19 protein-coding genes are annotated in these 21,792 nt (G+C 60.0%); 12 read left to right on the forward strand and 7 right to left on the reverse strand.

Annotated features, from left to right (window positions below):
• The first annotated feature begins 119 nt into the window (after positions 1 to 119).
• The 3 genes from EI290_RS07625 (at position 120) to EI290_RS07635 (ending at position 4,376) form a co-directional block, all read left to right on the forward strand.
• Entirely contained in the window at positions 120 to 2,381 is a 2,262-nt protein-coding gene (locus tag EI290_RS07625) for a S46 family peptidase (protein ID WP_125428360.1), read from the forward strand.
• A gap of 66 nt (positions 2,382 to 2,447) precedes the next feature.
• Positions 2,448 to 3,059, forward strand: a complete 612-nt coding sequence (locus tag EI290_RS07630) for a hypothetical protein (RefSeq protein WP_125428362.1) — start codon at positions 2,448 to 2,450, stop codon at positions 3,057 to 3,059.
• A 45-nt stretch (positions 3,060 to 3,104) separates the two neighbouring features.
• Complete coding sequence (locus EI290_RS07635; RefSeq protein WP_125428365.1) at positions 3,105 to 4,376, forward strand: metal-dependent hydrolase family protein; 1,272 nt, start codon at positions 3,105 to 3,107, stop codon at positions 4,374 to 4,376.
• A 178-nt stretch (positions 4,377 to 4,554) separates the two neighbouring features.
• Here EI290_RS07635 and EI290_RS07640 read toward each other — a convergent pair whose 3' ends face one another.
• On the reverse strand, positions 4,555 to 5,313 hold the full coding sequence (locus tag EI290_RS07640; RefSeq protein ID WP_125428366.1) for a glycosyltransferase family 2 protein: 759 nt from the start codon (positions 5,311 to 5,313) through the stop codon (positions 4,555 to 4,557).
• A 99-nt stretch (positions 5,314 to 5,412) separates the two neighbouring features.
• Here EI290_RS07640 and EI290_RS07645 point away from each other — a divergent pair, with 99 nt between their 5' ends.
• The 3 genes from EI290_RS07645 to EI290_RS07655 all read left to right on the forward strand — a co-directional run bounded on the left by EI290_RS07645 (position 5,413) and on the right by EI290_RS07655 (position 7,181).
• Entirely contained in the window at positions 5,413 to 5,712 is a 300-nt protein-coding gene (locus EI290_RS07645; RefSeq protein ID WP_125428368.1) for a hypothetical protein, read from the forward strand.
• A gap of 122 nt (positions 5,713 to 5,834) precedes the next feature.
• The gene (locus EI290_RS07650; RefSeq protein ID WP_125428370.1) at positions 5,835 to 6,683 is read left to right on the forward strand and encodes a DUF1571 domain-containing protein; all 849 of its coding nucleotides are present in this window, start codon (positions 5,835 to 5,837) and stop codon (positions 6,681 to 6,683) included.
• A gap of 117 nt (positions 6,684 to 6,800) precedes the next feature.
• Entirely contained in the window at positions 6,801 to 7,181 is a 381-nt protein-coding gene (locus EI290_RS07655; protein ID WP_125428372.1) for a GxxExxY protein, read from the forward strand.
• 152 nt (positions 7,182 to 7,333) lie between these two features.
• Here EI290_RS07655 and EI290_RS07660 read toward each other — a convergent pair whose 3' ends face one another.
• The gene (locus EI290_RS07660; RefSeq protein ID WP_125428374.1) at positions 7,334 to 8,215 is read right to left on the reverse strand and encodes an SDR family oxidoreductase; all 882 of its coding nucleotides are present in this window, start codon (positions 8,213 to 8,215) and stop codon (positions 7,334 to 7,336) included.
• 46 nt (positions 8,216 to 8,261) lie between these two features.
• On the reverse strand, positions 8,262 to 8,651 hold the full coding sequence (locus EI290_RS07665) for a hypothetical protein (protein ID WP_125428376.1): 390 nt from the start codon (positions 8,649 to 8,651) through the stop codon (positions 8,262 to 8,264).
• Between the two features lie 102 nt (positions 8,652 to 8,753).
• On the opposite strand from EI290_RS07665, the gene EI290_RS07670 reads away from it, so the two are divergent.
• Positions 8,754 to 9,599, forward strand: a complete 846-nt coding sequence (locus EI290_RS07670) for an NAD(P)H-binding protein (protein ID WP_125428378.1) — start codon at positions 8,754 to 8,756, stop codon at positions 9,597 to 9,599.
• Between the two features lie 247 nt (positions 9,600 to 9,846).
• Positions 9,847 to 11,106, forward strand: coding sequence for a BaiN/RdsA family NAD(P)/FAD-dependent oxidoreductase (locus tag EI290_RS07675; protein ID WP_221766239.1), 1,260 nt, complete (start codon positions 9,847 to 9,849; stop codon positions 11,104 to 11,106).
• Between the two features lie 460 nt (positions 11,107 to 11,566).
• On the opposite strand, the gene EI290_RS22395 is transcribed toward EI290_RS07675, so the two are convergent.
• Positions 11,567 to 11,719 (reverse strand): hypothetical protein, encoded by a 153-nt coding sequence (locus tag EI290_RS22395; RefSeq protein ID WP_185816894.1) that lies wholly within the window; start codon positions 11,717 to 11,719, stop codon positions 11,567 to 11,569.
• 340 nt (positions 11,720 to 12,059) lie between these two features.
• Here EI290_RS22395 and EI290_RS07680 point away from each other — a divergent pair, with 340 nt between their 5' ends.
• Complete coding sequence (locus EI290_RS07680; protein ID WP_125428380.1) at positions 12,060 to 12,509, forward strand: PA2169 family four-helix-bundle protein; 450 nt, start codon at positions 12,060 to 12,062, stop codon at positions 12,507 to 12,509.
• 214 nt (positions 12,510 to 12,723) lie between these two features.
• On the opposite strand, the gene EI290_RS07685 is transcribed toward EI290_RS07680, so the two are convergent.
• Together EI290_RS07685 and EI290_RS07690 are read right to left on the reverse strand one after the other, a co-directional pair.
• Positions 12,724 to 14,634 carry a DEAD/DEAH box helicase gene (locus EI290_RS07685; RefSeq protein WP_125428382.1) on the reverse strand — a complete coding sequence of 637 codons (1,911 nt, stop codon included), beginning with the start codon at positions 14,632 to 14,634 and terminating at the stop codon, positions 12,724 to 12,726.
• A 410-nt stretch (positions 14,635 to 15,044) separates the two neighbouring features.
• Positions 15,045 to 15,236, reverse strand: a complete 192-nt coding sequence (locus EI290_RS07690; protein ID WP_110980085.1) for a cold-shock protein — start codon at positions 15,234 to 15,236, stop codon at positions 15,045 to 15,047.
• Between the two features lie 200 nt (positions 15,237 to 15,436).
• Here EI290_RS07690 and EI290_RS07695 point away from each other — a divergent pair, with 200 nt between their 5' ends.
• From EI290_RS07695 to EI290_RS07705, 3 genes are read left to right on the forward strand one after another with little or no spacing between them, the layout of a single operon-like run.
• Positions 15,437 to 15,856 (forward strand): acyl-CoA thioesterase, encoded by a 420-nt coding sequence (locus EI290_RS07695; RefSeq protein ID WP_125428384.1) that lies wholly within the window; start codon positions 15,437 to 15,439, stop codon positions 15,854 to 15,856.
• 53 nt (positions 15,857 to 15,909) lie between these two features.
• Positions 15,910 to 16,497, forward strand: a complete 588-nt coding sequence (locus tag EI290_RS07700; protein WP_125428386.1) for a hypothetical protein — start codon at positions 15,910 to 15,912, stop codon at positions 16,495 to 16,497.
• Positions 16,498 to 16,506: 9 nt separating this feature from the next.
• A complete protein-coding gene (locus tag EI290_RS07705) occupies positions 16,507 to 20,013 on the forward strand; it encodes a UvrD-helicase domain-containing protein (protein WP_125428388.1) in 3,507 nt (1,168 codons plus the stop codon).
• Positions 20,014 to 20,105: 92 nt separating this feature from the next.
• Here the strand turns inward: EI290_RS07705 and EI290_RS07710 are convergent, their stop codons facing one another.
• Entirely contained in the window at positions 20,106 to 21,668 is a 1,563-nt protein-coding gene (locus tag EI290_RS07710; RefSeq protein ID WP_125428390.1) for a hypothetical protein, read from the reverse strand.
• Between the last annotated feature and the right edge of the window lie 124 nt (positions 21,669 to 21,792).

Genomic DNA, 21,792 nt, shown 5'->3' on the forward strand with positions numbered 1-21,792 from the left:
TTGGTCGGGCGTTTTGCGTTGAACGCCCCTGCGCCACCCACTGCGAGAAACCCGTTTGCAAGCAGCCGAAGCCGTACTTTTGCGTCTTTCCGCCCACCTCCACCCCTTTCATCTTCAGAATGACGATTCGTACCCGGCTGGCGCTGCTGGCCTTCACCCTGCTTTCGGCCCTGCCCGCGGCCCGCGCCGATGAGGGCATGTGGCTGCCCCTGCTGCTCAAGCAGCTCAACGAGGCCGACATGCAGAAAAAAGGCCTCAAGCTTACTGCTGAGCAAATTTACTCCATCAACCAGGGCAGCCTCAAAGACGCCATTGTGCAGTTTGGCGGCGGCTGCACCGGCGAGATTATCTCCGACCAGGGCCTGCTGCTCACCAACCACCACTGCGGCTACGGCCAGATTCAGAGCCATTCCTCGGTGGAGAATGACTACCTGACGAAAGGCTACTGGGCCATGGACCGCAGCCAGGAGCTGCCCAACCCCGGCCTCACGGCCACCTTCATTGTGCGCATGGAGGACGTGACCAGCCAGGTGCTGGCCGGCGTACCCACCACGGGCATCACCGAGGCCGACCGGGAGAAACTGGTGCAAACCAACTCCCAGCGCGTGGCTCAGGCTTCGGTGCAAGGAACAGGATACCAGGCTTTCGTGCGGCCCATGTTCAACGGCAACGAGTACTACCTGTTCGTAACGGAAGTATTCCAGGACATCCGCTTGGTGGGCGCGCCCCCGAGCAGCATCGGCAAATTCGGTGGCGACACGGATAACTGGGCCTGGCCCCGCCACACCGGCGACTTCAGCATCTTCCGCATCTACGCCGGCCCCGACAACAAGCCCGCCCCCTACTCGCCCGACAACAAGCCCTTCAAGCCCCGCCACCACCTGCCCATTTCCCTGCAAGGCGTGCAGCCCGGCGACTTTACCATGGTATTCGGCTTCCCCGGCCGCACCAACGAGTACCTTACCAGCTGGGGCGTGGAAGAAACCTACGCTCTTTCCGACCCGGCCAAAATCCGTATTCGGGAAGCCAAGCTGAAGGTGCTGGACGCCGATATGAAGGCCTCCGACAAGGTGCGGATTCAGTACGCGGCCAAGTACGCCAGCATTGCCAACTACTGGAAAAAGTGGATTGGCGAGGTGCGTGGGCTGAAAAAGCTGGACGCCGTGCGCGTGAAGCAGCAGCAGGAAGTAGGGTTTCAGAAGTGGGCCGAAAGCGGCGACGAAGCCCGGCGCGCCACCTTCGCCACTCTGCTGCCCGATTTGCAGCGCAACTACGCCACCGCCCGCGACTACACCCTGGCCCGCGACTATGTGACCGAAGCCGCTTTGGGCGTGGAGCTGATGACCTACGCCAACAGCCTGCTGCCCTTGCTGGAAATGGTGGATAAGAAAGCCCCCGCCGCCGAGTTGGCCGCCGCCGTGGACAAAGCCAAGAAAGGCACGCCCGGCTTCTTCCGCAACTACAACGCCCCCACCGACCAGAAAGTGGCCGCCCAGCTGCTGCCCCTGTACGCTACCGGCACCCCGGCCCGCCTGCTGCCCGCCTACGTGAGCAACCTGCAGAAGCAGTACGCCGCCCAGGGCGGGTGGAACGCCTACGCCGCCCAGCTGTTTAGCAAGTCGCGCCTCACGTCGCAGGAGTCGGCGCTGGCGGTGCTGGATGAGGTGGCTCAGGGCAAGGCCGAGGCGCTGCGCCAGGACCCCGCCGTACTGCTGGCTTCGGCCATCATCGGCAACTACCGCACGGCCATCCTGCCCACTTACACCGCCGCCACCGACCAGATTGCCCTGCTCCAGCGCACCTACGTGGCCGGCCTGCGCTTGCAGCAGCCGGAGCGCAAGTTCTACCCCGATGCCAACTCCACCCTGCGCCTCGCCTACGGCCAGGTAGCCGGCTACCAGCCCGCCGACGGTACCAAGTACGACTTCTACACCACCCTCGACGGCATTATGGAAAAGGCCGACCCCACCAACCCCGAGTTTGAAGTGCCCGCCCGCCTCGCCGAGCTGTACCGCAACAAGGATTTCGGCCCCTACGCCTACAAAGGCTCGGTGCCGGTGGCCTTCATTGCCACCAACCACACAACTGGCGGCAACAGCGGCTCGCCCGTTATCAACGGCCGCGGGGAACTGATTGGCACCAACTTCGACCGGAACTGGGAAGGCACCATGTCCGATATCATGTTCGACCCTGACCGGGTGCGCAACATCACCCTGGACGTGCGCTACATGCTGTTCGTGGTGGATAAATTCGCCGGGGCCGGCCATCTGGTGAAGGAAATGACCTTGGTGGGCGGTGCTGCCGATGCCACTCCCGCCGGCAACGGCCAGAAACCGGAGAAGATCAAAGTGAAGCGTAAGCCGGCCAAGGAAAAGGCCTAGCCTGCTCGCCTGCATATGTAAAACGTCCGCCGGAAATGTATCTTCCGGCGGGCGTTTGTGCTTTATATGAATTTGATACTCCTATTTCCTGATTTACAGAATATCAGCCGGAAGCTGCGGGAGCACTCCAGCAAGCTCAAGTTCAGCTATTCCGAAACTACCATTCGAATTCAGGCGCCAGTTGACAGCCCGGGAGATACGATTTATGCCAACCTGATCTGGTTAGCAATAACTGTAGTAGCCAGTGTCATTGCTTTCGTCTGTAAAGAGTATGGGTTTGGAATAATGTCAATACTCACTGGGCTAGGTTCCGCTCTATATACGTATATGACTCGTAATAAACCTCCCGACCTTAAGACGATTAGGTTACAAAACAAAATTGTAGTTGACACGCTGGCCCAACAGATTATAGTAGAGCATCTGCATCCGTACTATCAACAGCAAGTAGCGAAAACCACCCTAGTTGCCTTCTCACAGGTACAGAAGGTGAAAGCTTACGATGGAGCAAGAACAGAGGAACATAAGTATGGATTGCTTTGCGTTGAGCTAACAGACGACGTGCTCCTGTACTTAGCCGAGGTTGAAACAATGAATACCACCCAAAGCCTCGCCCGCGTGCTACAGCAGATACTGGGGTTGCCCGTCGACCCGGAGCCGAAAGCATGGTGGCAATTCTGACAGGCTGCGCTACCTTGTGCGGCACTCCTTTCCCCCTCGCCCGCTATGCGTCTTTTGTGGCCTTTAGCAGCTGCCCTGCTTTTCAGCATTACCGGGGCTGCTTCCGCTCAGACTTCTCCACCAGCCCTGCTCCTGCGCCCTGCCGCCGTGTTCGATGGCGAAACCCTGCACCCGGGCTGGGCGGTGCTCACGGAGGGCAACAAGATAAAAGCCGTGGGCCCCGCCGCCCAGCTTCAGGCTCCGGCCGGAGCGCGCACCCTGGAGCTACCGGGCCTCACGCTGCTGCCGGGCCTCATTGAGGGCCACAGCCACCTGCTGCTGCACCCCTACAACGAAACGCCCTGGAACGACCAGGTGCTGCTGGAATCGGAAGCGCTGCGGGTGGCCCGGGCCACGGTGCACGCCCGCCAAACGCTGGAAGCCTGTTTTACCACTGCCCGCGACCTGGGCTCGGAAGGCGCGGGCTACGCCGATGTGGGCCTGAAGCAAGCCATTGAGCAGGGCCTGATTCCGGGGCCGCGCCTGCTGGTAGCCACCCGCGCGTTGGTGGCCACCGGCAGCTACGGCCCCAAGCTTTCCGTGGATGTAGAGGTGCCCCAGGGGGCCCAGGAAGCCGATGGCGTGGACGGCGTTATCCGGGCCGTACGGGAGCAGATTGGTAAGGGCGCCGACATTATTAAGGTGTACGCCGACTACCGCTGGGGAGCCAACGAGCCCAGCCGCCCCACGTTTTCCCAGGACGAGCTAAACCTGATTGTGCAAACCGCCCGCAGCGCCGGCCGGCCCGTGGTGGCCCACGCCAGCACGCCCGAAGGTATGCGCCGGGCCACGCTGGCCGGCGTGCAAACCATTGAGCACGGCGACGGGGGTACCCTGGAAGTATTCCGGCTGATGAAGCAGCGCGGCGTGGCGCTGTGTCCCACCGTGGCCGCCGGCGACGCTATTTCCCGCTACCGGGGTTGGCAGCCCGGCACCACGCCCGAGCCGGAGCGCATCCGCCAGAAGCGGGAAAGCATGCGCTTGGCCCTGCAAAGCGGCGTGGAGCTGGCTGTGGGCGGCGACGTGGGCGTATTCCAGCACGGCGACAACCTACGCGAAGCCGAGCAGCTGGTGCAGAACTATAACCTCAGCAGCCTGCAGATACTGCGCGGCCTCACCGCCACCAACGCCCGCCTGTTCCAGCTCCCCGACCGGGGCCGCCTCCAGCCCGGCCTCCTCGCCGACCTCATAGCCGTACCCGGCGACCCAACCCAAGACATCAAAGCCCTGCGGCAGGTACGGCTGGTGGTGAAGGGTGGAGTGATTGTGAAAGAGTAGCGCGCAGCTCTGCTTCGCGCACGAGCGGAGCGAGTATGCGGTACTGCACCGCCAGAATACGTTTAGAAATTGTCATGCTTCGATAAAGTCAGCATAACAGAAACAATGTTTACTAACTCCCGCACACGTTCTAATGTAGCTACTCGCCTGCGGCTCGTGCGCGAAGCAGAGCTGCGCGCTACGGCCGCTCGATACCCAACTGCTGCAGCTGCCCGGCGTAGTTGTCGTAAATGATGCGCAGGTCCTGGGCGTGGTGGTCGGCATCGACGCCGATGCTCACGTTGCTGGTGTGGAAACGGTGCAGGTGGCTGATGTGGGGGCAGATGACGGGCAGGTGGCCGGCCAGCAAAAACCGCACGTACAGGTCCAGGTCCTCTGCCATTTTGATGTGCTCATCGTACCCACCTACTGCATCAAACAGCTCCCGGCTGTAGCACACATTGCCCTGAATGAAGTGCTCGGCCCGGAAAATGGCCTGTAGCATGGCCCGGGGCGAATCGAATTGCCAGGCGTAGTAATCCTCATTGGGCAGGTAGCGCCGGTCCTGGTCCACGCGCAGAAAGTCAGCTACCAGCCAGGGCCGGCCGGAGTGGCGCCGGATCTGGTCGGCGTAGTGAAACAGGGTGCGCTGCAGCAGCAGGTCGTCATCGTCGAGGGGCACAATCCAGGTATCGGCGGGCGCATCTTCCCGGATGAGCAGGTTACGGGCGGGGCCGGCTTTGAGCAGGGTAGCCTGGGTGCGTACGCGCAGCGTAGGGCCGGCTTCCGGAGCGGCTTCGCGCAGCCACTGGGCGGTGCCGTCGGTGCTGGCGTTTTCACAAATCAGGTGCTCAAACGAAAAGTCCAGCGGAGCCGATACGCTGGCCCGCACGCTGGCTACGGCCTCCGGCAGATAGTCGCGGCGGTTGTGGGTCGGGGTAATAACAGTAAAATGCATACTCTCCTATTCTGCCTATGGCCTAAAAAAGTTACGGCCGAGCTTCGGCCTTAACCCTGCGGCGGCCGCGCCCGTTAGGACAGGAAAGCCGCTGACTTTATGGCCAAATTTGTAGTCACCCTGCGCCTGCCCGATAGAATCGATGAGGCCTTCATGGCCCTCATCCCCCGCCACCGTGCTTTCATCAGCCGCCTCATCGAGGAGGATATCATTGAGGCATACGCCATTAGCGCCGACCGTACCCGCGGTTGGGTAACCATGAATGGACAAAGCGCCGAAGCTGTGCGCACCGTGGTGGAGCAATTTCCGCTGTTTCGGTTTTTGCTCGGCATTGAGGTCGATGAATTGTTTGTGTTTGACAGTAAGGCCAGCCGCTTCCCGGCCATCAGCCTGAACTAAGCGGGCACGATAGTAGCAGTAGCGGCACCAGGCTCCCCTGTCCCGCTCTGCGGCGGCTTGGTTGCGCAGGCCGGGCACTTTGCTGTATCTTCCGGATTCGTATTCACTCCCTTACCCGCTACATGATTCGTTATTACCGGCTGCTGGCCGCTGCTACCGTAGGCCTCACCACTTTGGCGGCCACCCTTCCCGAGCCTAAAATCACTACCGAACAGCTTACTACCCGGCTCAGCACCGCTATTCAGGGCCTGAAAACCCTGCGCTGCAACGTGCGGGCCCAGGAGCGCATTGAAGGCAGCTACCAACAGGCTCGTACACTGATGAAAATCAGCTTCAGTCCTTATAAGGTGTACATGCGCAACCAGAAGGGCATTGAGGTGCTGTACGTGACGGGCCAGAACAACGGCGACGCCTGGGTGTACCCCAACAGCTTCCCCTACGTTACGCTCAGCCTTGACCCCAAGGGCGCAGTGATGCGCAAAAACCAGCACCACACCACCCTGGACGCCGGTTATGGCACTATTGCCGAAATGCTGCACGGCTCCAGCCAGCGCCTCGACCGAAGCTTCGAGAAAACCTTCCGCTACGCCGGCGACACCACCGTGCAGGGCCACCCTGCCTACGTGCTCCGCTCCGATTTTCCGCAGTTTCGGTACCTGAGCTACAAGCCCGCCAGGAATGAGAGCGTCAGCACCATTTCCGATAAGTTTGGGTGCGGGGAATACCGGATTCTGGAGCGCAACGACTTGTCGCCGGGGGCCGTGGTGCCGGCCGGTAAAGCGGTGCAGGTACCCAACGGCTACGGCCGTCGCATCATCATATGCATTGATCAGAAGCTGTTTCTGCCTCTGGTGGTGCAGGTAACTGATGATAAAGGCTTGTTCGAGAAGTTCGAGTTTTCAGACGTGGTGCCCAACCAGCCCATTCCCGCCCAGGAGTTCACCAAGGACTTCAACGGCTACAAACTTTAATCACGGATTTAGACGGATTTTTCGGATTACACGGATTCGTTCTGGATTCGAATAATAATTATGCAGCAGGCTTTTATCTTCATGTTGATGAAGTAGAATACCTTTACTATTTGCTGTATGCTACTGGAAAATCGATACGCCCCTTTGACTAAGGAAATTGTTGGGTGTGCTATGAGAGTGCAGACGGCACTTGGAAATGGCTTTCCGGAGATTATATATCAACGTAGTCTGGCCGTTGAGTTTGCCCATCATGGCTTGCCCTTCGAACAGGAATTACATTTGCCAGTGTATTACCTCAATCAGGAGGTAGGTTCACGGCGGGTAGATTTTTTGGTTGATAAAGTTGTCTTGGTTGAGCTGAAAGCCCTTACAGAAATTACCGCGCTACACTACGCCCAAGTAATTAACTACTTAAAGGCCTACCAGCTTGAGGTAGGGTTGTTGCTGAATTTTGGAGAAGCCAGCCTGAAATACAAACGTTTTCTGCGTTCTGCCTAGGTATTATCCAGCCATTTGAAATGCCCAGACATATAAAGAACGAGGCCATATGCATATGGCCTCGTTCTTTATATGTCTGGGCAACAAAGCTATCAGTTCACAGATACCAGAACAGATCCGTGCAATCCGAAAAATCCGTTTAAATCCGTGATTTAGCGGCGCATGGTTTTCTCAATCTGGTCCCACATTTCGGGGGTCAGGAGTTCCAGCTTGTTAAACTCGCCGGCCCCGTTCAGCCACTCGCCCCCATCCAGGGTAACTACCTCCCCGTTCATGTAGGCCGAGAAGTCCGACACCATGTAGGCGGCCAGGTTAGCCAACTCCTGGTGGTTGCCCACGCGCTTGAGCGGCACGTTGGCGGCGGGGTCCAGCTTGGAAGCCAAGGGCTCAGGGAACAGGCGGCTCCAGGCACCCTCCGTGGGGAACGGACCGGGGGCAATGGCATTGGAGCGGATACCGTACTTGGCCCACTCCACGGCCAGGGAGCGGGTCATGGCCAGCACGCCAGCCTTGGCCGCCGCCGAGGGCACCACAAACGCCGAGCCCACCGAGGCGTACGTCGTCACGATGCTCAGGATAGTACCGGGGCGCTTGTCGGCAATCCAGCGCTTCCCAAAGGCCAGGGTACAGTTATAAGAACCCTTCAGCACGATGTCCACAATAACATCGAAGGCCTTGTGGCTCAGGCGCTCCGTAGGGCTGATGAAGTTGCCGGCGGCGTTGTTGAGCAGCACGTCCACGCCGCCATAGGTGTCAATGGTTTGCTGCAGCAGTTTCTCTACCTCGTCGTACTTGCGCACGTCGCACTGCACGGCCAGCACATTCGGGTTACCGGTTTGCTCGCGCAGCTCGGCGGCCGTTTTTTCCAGCACCTCCAGCTTGCGGGAGCTGATAACCACGTTGGCCCCCAGCTGCAGAAAATACGTAGTCATGGCCCGGCCGAGGCCGGTACCGCCGCCGGTTACCACAATGGTTTTGCCCTGCAGGGCGTTGTCGCGGAGCATGGGCTGGGCGTAAGGGTGCGCGAAAGACATAAGGAGAGAAAGGTTTAAGTGGGAAATCAGAATTCAGGACTGTTAACTAGGGCCGGGGTTCAAATAAACCGATTATGTGGGTAACGGTGCCCTCGGCCACTATTCGGTTGCCTTCACAGTAGTAGAAGCTGGTACCAGCCCGAATCCGGGTCTGGTGGAAGGCGCGCCTATGTTCCAACATTACGCTCACCCGTACATGCAGCCACTCATCCACCGGCACCGGCAGTTCCCGCCACGAGTTGCCGGTTATGGGGTCGAAGAAATCGGGATACAGCATCATATGAAACTGCCTGGGCGTAGCTGTGGCGTAGCTAAAATCCCAGCGGATACCATTGTACGGTGGTTGCTGCCGTCCGCCCTCATCGGCCCGCAGGATTCGCACGCGGGCTTCAAAGTCGACTGGAAACTCTGGGTGCAGGCGGTCCGGCTCGGGCATAGGTAGTATGCTTGCATACTTGTTTCGGGCGCAAGGTAACAGTTTGTCAATTCCCCGGTTGCCTCCTTGCCCGGGAAAGTTTTTTTGCCACCTTTACCTCGCATGACTGACCTCATCCCATCTGTCACCCTGCCTACTGTGGCCGTGCTGGGCTGCGGCTGGCTGGGGCTGCCCCTGGCCCGCGCCCTGGTAGCAGCGGGCTATCCGGTGCATGGCTCCACCACTACGCCCGGGCAGCTGCTCACCCTGCGCGACGCCGGCATCCGGCCCTATCTGCTGCGGCTGGCCCCTACCCTTTCCGCCACCGATGCCGATACCCTGCAGGCCTTACTGCAGGGAGTTGATGTGCTGGTGTTGAATATTCCGCCTACGCGCGGCGCCGGTACGCCCGATGCCTACCCGGCCCTGCTGGCGCAGGTGGCCGCCGTAGCCAATCAAACCGGCGTCCGGCACATACTGCTGATCAGCTCCACCGGCGTGTACCCCGATGAGCCGCGCCTGATGCGCGAATCGGACGCGGTGGCTTCTCCTGATTCTGAAACCCCGCTGCTCCGGGCCGAGGCCCTGTTTCAGCGGCCCACGCACACCATTGTGCGGTTGGCGGGCCTCATGGGTCCGGGCCGGGCCCCGGGCCGCTTCCTGGCCGGCCGCACCGGTGTGGCCCACGGCGAGGCACCCGTCAACATGATTCACCTACAGGATTGCCTCGGGCTGCTGCTGTGCGTGCTGGAACGGCAACTCTGGGGCTACACCTTCAACGCCAGCGCGGCCACGCATCCGTCGCGCCGCACCTTTTACACCGAAGCCGCCGCCCGCCTGGGCTTGCAGCTGCCCACGTTCCAAGCTGAAACCAGCGGGGGCAAGCAGATTGATGCCTCCCGCATCCGGGAGCTGACTGGCTACCAGTTCCGGCACGATGACGTGGTAGCCGCCCTGGCCTTTTGCTAAGCACGGATTTCCGCGGATTTTGTGGACGGTTACCCGTGGCACACACTGTAGCTTGTGCCGTGCGCCGAATTACGCATTCCACAACAAGAAGCTTACTGAAAGAGGCTTGCCAAGTGGCAAGCCTCTTTTGTTGTTATCCAGAGTTATTAAGCGGCGCACGGCACAAGCTACAGCGTGTGCCACAATCGTCCACAGAATCTGGGCAATCCGCTCAACATCCGTGCAATCAGTGGTCTATCTTTGCAGGGTGAAGAATGAACGACTAACGGTGGCGGTACTCGGCGGTGGGGCCGCTGGCTTTTTCGGGGCCATTGCCTGCGCCGAGGCCAACCCGGCGCTGCGGGTGGTCCTCATCGAGAAAACGGGCAAGCTGCTGAGCAAGGTCCGGATTTCGGGCGGGGGCCGGTGCAACGTAACCCACGCCGCCGACACGGCCGCGCAACTGGTGCAGCACTACCCGCGCGGGGCCCGCCAGCTCAAAGAAGCCTTCAAGCAATTCGGCGCTACCGATACGGTGCAGTGGTTTGCCAGCCGGGGCGTGGCGCTCAAAACCGAGCCCGACGGCCGCATGTTCCCCGTCACCGACTCTTCCGAAACTATTGCCCAGTGCCTGTTGGAAGCCGCCCGCCGGGCCGGCGTCGACATCCTCACGCACACCACCGCCGAGCAGATTCAGCCCCTGCCCGGCGGCGGGTTCCAGCTGATGCTTACCGGCGCCCACGCCCAGACGCTGCCCGTTAGCCGGCTGCTGATTGCCACGGGCGGCGCCCCAAAATCGGAGCAGTACGGGTGGTTGCGGCAGCTGGGGCATTCGGTGCAGGAGCCCGTGCCCAGCCTCTTCACCTTCAACGTGCCCAACTCGCCGCTGCGGGAGCTGCCGGGCGTGAGCGTGCCCCACGCCCGGGTGCGCGTGGCCGGCGAAAAGCTTGAGTACGAGGGCCCGGTGCTGGTGACACACTGGGGCGTGAGCGGACCGGCCGTGCTGAAGCTCTCGGCCTGGGGTGCCCGCCGTCTGCACGAGCTGCAGTACCAGAGCACGGCCCTCATCAACTGGATTCCGGATTTTACCGAGGACACCCTGCGTCAGTACCTGCTCCAGTACCGGGAGCTGCACGGCAAAAAGCAGGTGGCCGGCAACCCGCTGTTTGGGCTACCCCAGCGGCTGTGGCGCACCTTGGCCGAGCAAGCCGGCATTGCCCCCGACATGCGCTGGCTGGAACTGCCCCTGAAGCTGCAAAACCGCCTGATTGAAAACCTATTGCGCACCTCGCTGCCGGTGCAGGGCAAAACAACCTATAAAGACGAGTTTGTCACCTGCGGCGGCATCACGCTTGCGGAGGTGAACATGCGCACCTTGGAAAGCCGCCTGCTGCCAGGGCTACACTTTGCCGGCGAGGTACTGGATATCGACGGCATTACCGGCGGCTTCAACTTTCAGGCGGCCTGGACCACCGGCTACCTGGCCGGGCGTGCTATGGCAGAAGCCACTCTGGTGCCAGCAATGTAAAAGCCGGCCCTCCTGTGCCGGAAGCCCGGCTTTTTACTATTCACCTTACCGGTTTAGTGCTGGTCGTCGTCGTTGCGGCGGCTGTTGCTCCCCGATGCGCTACCGTAGTTTATGTCGTCCTGGTCCCAGTACCAGCTCTGCTGATTCCGGCCATAGCCCCAGGTTGCGGTTGTTGTCCCGGCATTCGTCCGGCGTATTACGGTAACTGCTGCGTATTAGGCGGTTGCCCCACGAGTCGTCGTTGTTGTTGAAGTGGCCAAGGGTGCTGCCTCGGTTTTGGTTCTGGCTATAGTCGCCGCGGTACCGTTCCTGCTGATAATCGTTGCCAAAATTACCGCGGCCATAGCTCCGTGCGACAAGTTCGTCTGGTCGTTGTTGCGGTTACTGGTTGCCGTAGCCACCGGGGCCGGCACCCATTTCCGCGGCTACCAACTACTGACTGGACATACTGGCTGGAATGCTACTGCTGGCATCTCCTGAAGTGGTACTGTTTGTTAGCGGAAAGACCGGGCTTGGCGGCACCTCCGGAGCCGGCATTCAGGCTGCTGACCACGTCCGGCGCAACGCTGATTGGGTTGATAGACTGAGCCTGATTATTTTGTTCGATTTCCATGCTGGGTAGGATGATAGGTGAAGGAACTAGCATGGGGTGTGCATACGCTGGCATACACTGGCAGCTGCAACCCGATTTAAAGCCCAGCAGAAAATTTCTTGTTAGTATTCCAGGCAACCACACGGTTACTGCCTTACTGATCAATTTAGTAGCCTTTGCACTTCAGCTCAGATAGTGGCATTTCCTAATGGGCTATTCACTATACTACCCTTGCCTGTTATTTGCCCGGTGCAGTGAAAGTCCGAGGTGAAGCCGGCCCTTGGGTACAACCCTGCGCAGGGTTTTCCAGTAAAGTACTGCATCACCTCTTTTCCACAAACACCCAAACTATCCTCTCCTCATGGAAGCTAAAGCACTGCAAGCCGGCCTCAACGAACTGCTCGAAACCCTGAAAGATGGCCAGAAAGGCTACACCGAAGCCCTGACCGACGTGGAGGACGCCGACCTGAAACAGACCTTCAAAAAATACGCGGCTCAGCGCTCCGAATACATTACCGAGTTGGAAGACCAGATGCACAAGCTCAACCTGCATCCGGAAGAAGAATCGTCCATTACGGGCACCATTCACCGCGCCTTTATCAACCTGAAAAGCCTGGTAACCAGCAAGGACCGGTACAGCATTCTGGCCGAGTGCGAGCGGGGCGAAGACTACGCCAAAGGCGCCTACGAGAAAGCCCAGAAGATTCAGGACATTCCTGCCGCCCTCAAAGCTCTCATCGAGAAGCAAGCCGCCGGCATCAAGCAAGGCCACGACGAAATTCGCAACCTGCGCGACGCCGCCAAAAAATAATCACGGATTTAGACAGATTCGTCGGATTTCACGGATTCATTTTTGAACCCGACGTAAACAAAAACAGCTCCCTTTTGCAAGGGAGCTGTTTTTGTTTACGTCTGCCGGACACTTCTGCACTAGCACTAGGCCAAGCAATGTATTGCTGGCTAATTTCCCGATGCTATACCAGAACGAATCCGTGAAATCCGACAAATCCGTCTAAATCCGTGATTTAGTCGTCTGTGCGCTTGCCTTTGTAGCCGCCGCCGTAGCTGCTGCCACCTTCGCGCCGGCCGTAGGAGCCGCCGCCACGGTTGCCACCGTAGCTGCCACCACCGTAACCACCTTCGCGCCGGTCGCCACCGTAGGAGCCACCGCCCCGACGGTCACCGTAGCTGCCGCCGCCGTAGGAGCCACCGCCCCGACGGTCGCCGCCGTAGCTGCCACCCTCGCGCCGGTCGCCGCCAAAGCCGCCGGTGCGGCGCGGACGCTCCCCGCCGAAACGGTTGCCACCTTCCTGCTGCGCGTCGCCTTCCTGGCGGGGCGTGGCAATGTTGAAGGCTACCGGCCGGCCCTGAATGGTGCTGCGACCCAGCTGGCTGATAACTTCCTCCACGAAATCGTTCGGAATTTCCACGAAGCTAAACTTGTCGTAGAGGGCAATGTCGCCCACTTTACCGGCCGAGAGGCTGGTATTTTCGGCAATCAGGTCCACGATGTCGCGGGGGTGCAGGCGGTCCTTTTTGCCCATGGTTACGAACAGGCGCGTGAAGCCGGGGCGGGCCGCCCCCTGGGTACGGCTGGCGTCGAGGCTTTCCTGGGCGCGCTTGTCTTCCTTCATTGTCATCTTGAGCAGGGCCGCGGCCACGTCCAGCGACGTAACGGCGTCTTCCTGGTCCTGATCAATCAGGCGCTGTACGCGGGCAATGTACTTATCGAGGTTGCCCTTTTCGATAACCTCCTTGATAGAGTTGAGCATCAGCGTGGTTTTCACCTCCGACACATCTTCGAAGCTGGGCACGCGCTCCTGCTTGATGGTGGCTTTGGTGAAGCGCATGATGTCGCGCAGCTTATAGATGTCGCGGCCGCTCACGAAGGTGAAGGCCTTGCCCTGCTTGCCGGCGCGGCCGGTGCGGCCGATGCGGTGCACGTAGTATTCCTCGTCGGCGGGCAGATCGTAGTTTACTACCACTTCCACGTTGTCCACGTCGATGCCGCGGGCGGCCACGTCGGTGGCCACCAGGATTTCGAGGGTGCCTTTGCGGAATTTATCCAGCGTGTTCTGGCGCTGCTGCTGGCCCATGTCGCCGTGCAGGCCTTCGGCGAAGTAGCCTTTGGCTTGCAGGTCGCCCACAATCTCGTCCACCATACGCTTCGTGTTGGCGAAGACGATGCCCGACTTGATGTTGTACATGTCGATGAGGCGGGTCAGCACGTCCTTCTTCTGGGGGCCGCGCACTTCGAAGTAGCTCTGCTCAATGTTGGTAACCGTCATTTCCTGATGGTTTACCTTCACAATCTGCGGATCCTTCTGGTAGCGCTTGGTCATCTCCATGATGGGCTTGCTCATGGTAGCCGAGAAGAATACCGTCTGGCGGTCTTCGGGCATTTTCTTGAGCACCGTCTCGATGTCGTCGCGGAAGCCCATATCGAGCATTTCGTCGGCTTCATCCAAGATGATCATTTTGCAGGCATCCAGCTTCAGGGTGCCCCGCTCAATGTGGTCCATTACGCGGCCGGGCGTACCAATTACAATCTGCACGCCACGCTCCAGGGCGCGGAACTGCCGGTCGTACGAGGAGCCACCATAAATCGGTACTACGGCCAGGCCACGCTTGTACTTACCCAGCTTCTGGATTTCGCCGGATACCTGTACGGCCAGCTCGCGAGTGGGGCACAGCACAATGGCCTGCACCTCGCGGGATTCCGTGTTAATGCGCTCAATGGCGGGAATAGAGAAGGCGGCGGTTTTGCCGGTACCCGTCTGGGCCTGCCCGATTACGTCGCGGCCTTCCAGCAGCACCGGAATAGCATTGGCCTGAATGGGGGATGCTTCTTCGTAGCCTACTTCCGTGATGGCGCGCTGCATTTCTTCAGAGAGGGTCAGCTCGCTGAATTTGGTCTTACCAGTTTCGTTTTCCATGTCAGTTGAATGGAGTGGAGTGAATAGCTCTGAAAACAGCGGATTCAGCGACGCTCTTCTCTCCCACTCAACACAACGACAAGTGACGGAAGCAACGGACGGAAGACAAAGCCGGCCCAACAAGTTTCTTTTAGAGGCAGCTCACAAGCTGCGCGGAACGTGGCCGTTCTCAAATGCGGCTGCAAAGGTAGGGAGAATTATTGATGTTTGCACGTAGTGGCTGTAAACACGTCATACAGAGGCGGAGCACACGCTCCTAAGCAATCAGGTGCCATTGCAACTCAGTACGCAAGATGCTTCGGCTGCGCCTCTGCATGACGTTTTTCGTTTGCTGTTAAATCCATTAAACGCAAAAAAAGCAGGCCCTTGAGGAGCCTGCTTTTCTGAGCTATCCGGGAAAGGATACTGGACTAGGCCAGCTTCACTTTCACAGCGTTGGGGCCTTTACGACCCTGAGCAATTTCAAATTCCACTTTGTCTTTGTCGCGGATTTCGTCGATGCACTCGGTTACGTGCACGAATACGTCCTCGCCGGTTTCGTCAACTTTGATAAAGCCGAAACCTTTGGTTTCGTTGAAGAATTTTACAGTTCCTGTCTGCATGGTACTGGTGATGATGGATGATGTATGGCAGGAAAGCAGTACTCAACTCTGCTTTCCCCTCCTCACGGACGTACTCAACAGGGCGGTAGAACCGCGTTTTCTTAACCTGCCCAAAGATACGGGGATATTTTAGATATGGAAGAGCCGACGCAGGAATGTGCATAAGGACTTCCGGCTGTCCTCTGCTTACTTTGCCCTCGATGGATACACCTGCCTACCCAGCCTACCGCTTCACGCGCCTGATTACGGTACAGCCCGAAGACATCGATGAGCTCAACCACGCCAACAACGTGCGGTATGTGCAGTGGGTGCAGGATACGGCCGGGGCGCACTGGCATGCCGCCGCACCGGCTGCTGTTCAGGCGCAGTATGTATGGGTAGTGCGCGAGCATCATATCCGCTACCTGCACCCGGCCCTGCTAGGGGACGAGTTGCGTTGCATTACCTGGGTGAGTAGTATGGAGGGCGTCACCTCGCACCGCCACGTGCGCATTGAGCGGGCCCGGGACGGCAAGCTACTGTGCGAGGCGGAAACCCACTGGATTCTGCTGCAGCCGGATACGATGCGCCCCCAGCGCATTCCGGCGGAAATGGCCCGGTGGGTGCAGGAGCCGGTGTAGGTATATTACAGCTGATTTCTGCCCTGTTTATTTTTCAGCACTATCCTTTACTTATGATGTATCGACTGTCTACTCTTCTGGTGATGTTGTTCCTGAGCCACGGGATGTGGGCGCAGGACTGCCACCAAGCCTTTATCAAGCGCGTTACCGATACCATTGCCTACGTAGGGGTAGTGAAATGTGAAGCTGTCAGCCGCATTGGCTCTACTCCCCGCCAGTATATCCGCTTCGATTCGCTGCGCCGCTTTTGTAGTTCCGCAGAGTTGCAGGCGTTGCTAAAGCACAAGTCGCCGGCCGTGCGCGGGTACGCCTTTTGGGCGCTGACGGAACGGCCGGAGGTAGATTTGTACCCACTTTTGCTCCGGCATCGGCAGGATAGAGCAGAGACAGCGCAGATGTGTGGATGTTTCGGGTCCGTAATAACCGTAATCAGTTCAATGCTCAATGATTATGAGAAAAGCCCACAGTATGCCCGTGATTCGCTGAATCCTGAGCGGCGTAGAGTATACTTAGTGCTACATAAGGAAGCTAAAGCTAGATGGCGTAAGAAAAGCCAACACCAAGAAAACATGACACTTAGAGCTAAAAACCGCGCAAAACGTCGTGACGATAAGCTCTGGGCTCACGACAACGACTTTTAACCTCCCCCAATGCCCCCCTCCTTCCGCATTTACTCTTCTTCGGCCGGCTCCGGCAAAACCTACCAGCTTACCAAGGAATACCTGAAGCTGGCCCTGGCCACCGACGACGCGGCGTACTTCAAGACTATTCTGGCCATTACGTTCACCAACGACGCGGCCGGCGAGATGAAGGAGCGGATTCTGGGGGCGCTGCGGCGGTTTGCCCGCCTGCCCGCCGGCGGCTCCGACCGGCTGCTGACGGAAATTGCCGACGAGCTGGCCCAGGAAGGCCCTTTGGCCCACCTGGAAACGCCCGAGGAGCGGCAGCAGGTGCTGCAGCAGCGGGCCACGGCCACGTTCCGGCTGGCGCTCTACCACTACGCCGATTTTGCGGTGAGCACCATCGACTCGTTTGTGCAGCGCATCGTCACGGCTTTCACCCGGGAGCTGGGGCTGCCGGCCACGTTTGAGGTGGAGCTGGACAGCGCCACCGTGCTGCAAAACGCCGTGGCCGTGCTGCTGGACAAGGTGAACCGGGACCCCAACTCGGCGCTGCTGTCGAAAACCATTTCCGATTTTGCCCTAAACAAGGCCGACGAGGGCCGCAGCTGGAATAACCTGCCCGAGGAGCTGGTGCAGTTCGGGCAGTTTCTGCTAAGTGAGCCGGTACATGAGGCCGTGGAGCAGCTGCAGCAGCTGAGCCTGCAGGACCACCGCCGTCTGTACGAAGGGCTGCGGCAGCGCAAGCAGGAAATCGAACTACTGGTAGAGCAAACTGCCGCCCTGGCCCTGGAAACCCTGGAGCAGCACGGGCTGGAAGCCGAACACCTGAACGGCGGCACCAACGGCGTGTACGGCCATTTCAGCAACTGGCGGCGCTGGCTGGAACTGCCGGCAACCGGCGGGCAGTTTCCCACGGCCACTGCCCTGAAACCGCTGGAGTCGGGCGACTGGAGCAGCGCCAAATCCAAAAAAGGGCCGTTACGGGAGGCTGTGGACTCCGCCGCCCCCACGCTGGAGCAAATATTCCGGCAGCTGCAGCAGCAGCGCGAGCGGCTGCTGGCACCCTACCTGCTGGCCGCCGGGATGCTGCCCTACGTATTTCAGGTGAGCTTGCTGAGTGAGCTGAGCAAGGCCGTGGACCAGATCAGCCGCGACCGGGGCGTGGTGCTGATTGCTGAGTTCAACCGCCGGATTGCCCGCATTGTGCTGCGCGAGCCGGTGCCGTTTCTGTATGAGCGGTTGGGCGACCGGTACCAGCACCTGCTGATTGACGAGTTTCAGGACACCTCGGTGCTGCAGTGGAACAACCTGCTGCCGCTGGTGGAAAACGCCCTGGGCCAGGGCAACCTGAGCCTGGCCGTGGGCGACGCCAAGCAGTCAATTTACCGCTGGCGGGGCGGCGAGATGGAGCAGATTCTGCGCCTGTACCAGCGCCAGACCAAGCACCTCTACCAGCACGTGGCCGACGAGGAGCTGCGCCGGATTCTGACGGAGCGCTACCGCACCATCGACGGGGCCCTGGAATCCCGCAACCTGAGCACCAACTACCGCTCGGGCGCGGCCATCATCCAGTTCAACAACGAGCTGTTCCGGTTTATCAGCGCCACCCACGCCGCGCTGCCGCTGGTGCAGGGCATTTACGATGCTGATTTTGTGCAGCAGGCTCCGGCCAACGCCCCGGCCAACGCCCACGTGGAGCTGCTGTTCACCGATAACGACGCCCCCGCCTGCCGCTACGATGCCGCTTTGGGCACGTACACGCCCGAAACCCTACCCGGCTACCTGGTGGGCCAGACGCTGGACTACGACGAAAGCACCCTGTACCTGACGCTGCAGCTGGTGGAAAAGGCCGTGGCCGACGGCTTCGCCCTGTACGACGTGGCCGTACTCTGCCGCACCCGCCAGAGCAGCCGGCGCACGGCCAAGTTCCTGAAAGAGCGGGGCTACGACATTATTTCGGCCGATTCCCTGTCATTGGAGTTTGCCGAGGTAGTGAACCTGCTGGTGGCCCTGTTCCGGGTGCTCAACCAGCCGGCCGATACCCTGGCCCGGGCCGAAGCCCTGCTGCTGGTGGACCGGGTGGTGCGTGGCCTCGACCCCGCGCCCGAGCGGGCCCGCCACCACGCCGCCCTGGCCAATGCCGAGAGCGTGCAGCCGTTCTGGGACGAGCTGCGCGCCCTGGGCTACGACGTGCAGGAGCGCGAAACCGGCAACCTGGGCCTCTACGAGCTGACCGAGCGACTGGTGGGCCTGCTGGGGCTACTGAACCGGGTGCAGGAACGGGAATACCTGTTCCGGTTTCTGGACCTGACGCTGGAGTACAGCCTGCGCTTCGGCAACAACCTCAACAACTTCCTGGCCTACTGGGACCAGAAAAAGAGCACGCTCAGCATCAATGCCCCGGCCGGCCGCAACGCCGTTACCATCACCACGGTGCACAAGGCCAAGGGTTTGGCCTACGGGGTGGTGATTGTGCCGTTTGCCGATTGGTCGTTGCGCCCCCACCTCAATACGCTGCTCTGGGGCCGCCTGCCCGCCGAGGCCGACCGGCCCGTGGCCGAAATGCCCGGCGTGGCCGTGGTGAGCCTGAAGCAGGATTTGCAGCACACGCCCCTGGCGGAGCAGTACACCGAGGAAGTGGAAAAAACCTTCCTGGAAGGCCTGAACACGCTGTACGTGGCCCTCACCCGCCCGCGCTACCGCCTCTACCTCATCAGCCGCCAGCCCAAACCTTCCAAAGCCAGCAAGGACGACGCCCCCACCGACAAGCCCGCCGCCACCGTGGCCGAGCTGCTGCACCGCTACCTGCTGAGCATCAACCAGTGGCACGACGAGCAGATGGCCTACGTACTGGCCGACGCCCACGGCCAGCTCCCCCCGAAGCTACAAGCGGCAACGGCTGAGCAGCAAGCGGCCAGCTCCAAGCTGCAAGCTCCCAACGAGGCCGGTTCCACTCCAAACAACGAACAACCAACAACGAACAACGAACTACCCTTAACCAACCTCACCAGCACGCCCTGGGAAAAGCGCCTGCGCCTGAAACGGCACGCCAACACAGTGTTCGACTTCGACGAGCAGCAGGAGCAGCGCGAGTGGAACCGCCGCCTGCACTACGCCCTGCGCCGCGTAAAGCAGGCCGACGACGTGGACCGCGTGGCCGGGCAGCTGGTAGCCGAGGGCCTCATCAGTACCCGGGAACGGACCGGCTTATTGGAACGGCTGCGCGAGGTGGTGAGCAACCCGCGCATGGCCCACTACTTCAGCCCCCAGGTGGCGGCTGAGGCCGAGCGGGAAATTCTGGTGGGCGGCACCCGCAAGCAGGACTACAAGCCCGACCGGATTGTGTTTGAAACTCTGCCCGGCGGCCAGGGTCAGCGCGTCTCACTTATTGATTTCAAGCTACCCCCGCCCCACCCCGGCCACCGCCAGGCTTTGCAGCGCTACGCCACGCTGTTCCGGCAGCTGCGCTTCGAGCAGGTGTGCTGCGTGCTGTACTACTTCGACACCCAGCAGGTGCAGGAGTGGGAAGCCTGAGGCCACTTGCCATGGAGTAGTGAGAAAAAAAGCCAGCGCCTGACTACCAGGCGCTGGCTTTTGTTGGTTTATCTCTCTGCACAAACCAACCGCTAGTTCATACTGGCAATCCGCTTTAAATCGGGGTTTGTGGGCTCAAAAGCCAGGCCCTTGCGGGCGTAGGCGCGGGCCCCGGTCAGGTCGTTGGCTTTGCCCGAGGCAATGCTGGCGGCCAGATAGATAGTAGCCACCTGCGAGGCATCAATAGTGGCCTCCTTGCGGGCGTAGGCCTGCTCGAAGGCCGTCAGGTATTTCTTGCCCTCCGCACGCTTATTGCCCATGAAGGCGTCGTAAGCGGCCCGGGCGTAGCTGTACAGGTAGGCCTGACGCATGGGCGCCGTACTGCGCAGAAAGGGGTAGTCGGCGCTGTATTTGTCGAGGCGCTGCAACAGACCCACCGAGTTGCGGTGCACGTTAATCTCATCCTGCACCACCGCGCTGATAAGTCCCTGTAGCTCCGGGCTCACCCGGTTGTAGCGAAAAGCTTGCAGAAGCAGCGGAAATGCCTGCTCGGTGTGCTGCTGCATGGCCAGCATCCGCCCAAGCTGCATGTAGTACACGTAGGAAAGCGAGTGGCGGGTGCTGGTGTCGGACACGCTACCCAGAAATGTACCGTACATGGTGCGGTACATGGCCGTATCCCCGCGCTCCAGCAGAAACTTCTGCGTGATGGTTTTGAAGGCATTCACGCATTCGTCGCGGTACTTGGTAGCGGGCTGGCGGGCGTAGAACTCCGTCAGCAGCTGCACGTCTTCCAACTTGTTGTAGCCGTTGCCCTCCAGGCGGGCGGCCAGGCTTTGGGTGAGCAGGTAGTTGGTTTCGGTGGCCGGAAACAGCTTTTCCGCCTTTTTCAGCGCATGGTAGGCTTTCTCGTCTTCGTCGGCCTGCAGCGCCAGCACTCCTTGGTTGTAGTACTGCAGCGAAATCAGCTGCGGCAGAGAAATGGTTTTGTCGGCCTGAAACTTCTGCTTGAAAATTTCCTCCAGGCCCTGCTGCTGCACCTCGCTCTGACTAACCAGCTTGCTGTCAACCAAATAGTCGACGTAGGCTTTTTTGAACTTGGCATCCGGTAAAAAGTAGCCGAAGGTGGGTGCCGTTGTTTCCACCATGATGTTGCTCGCCTGCGGGTCGGCCACCAAGTACACGTGGGTTGGTTTCTGCCGGATGGCGTAGGGTATGTGGTAGTGCTCGAAAATAAGCGCATACAGCGCCGACGCACTCACGCAGTTGTAAACGCCGCTCTGCACCGTGCGGTCGAAGGTGGCGGCATCCTCATATTTTGTCAGGAAGCGCTGATGAGCCAGCTCGAATATGCTGCGGACCTGCCGGGCCAGGGGCTTTGTCCCAATCTTTTCCTTATCAAGCTGGGCGTACAGCTCGCTCAGGCGGCCTTCGGCCTGCTGCAAGGTGGCCGTGGTGCTGGCCGGATTCACGGCCAGCAGCTGCGCCAGATATTCCGCCTCGGTGCGGGGCGTTTGGGGCGCCAGAGCAGCCTGCTCAAACGCCGAAGCATATACCACACGGGAAGAGAGGGAGGTAGCGGATGTTTGGGCCCCTGCCGGCACGACGGCCAGCAGCCCCAACGCCAATAACACGGAGCGTAGCACTGTATTCATATAGATAATCTGACTAAGAAAGCGGCCAACCCTGGCCGACAAATTCCCGCAATGTACCACCCAAAAGGCAGGTAGCTACGCCAAGGGGCCAAAAATTTCCGGGGCCTGCCCGGCCCATCGAAAA

Source organism: Hymenobacter metallilatus (assembly GCF_003944705.1).
In the GTDB taxonomy this organism is placed as follows: domain Bacteria; phylum Bacteroidota; class Bacteroidia; order Cytophagales; family Hymenobacteraceae; genus Hymenobacter; species Hymenobacter metallilatus.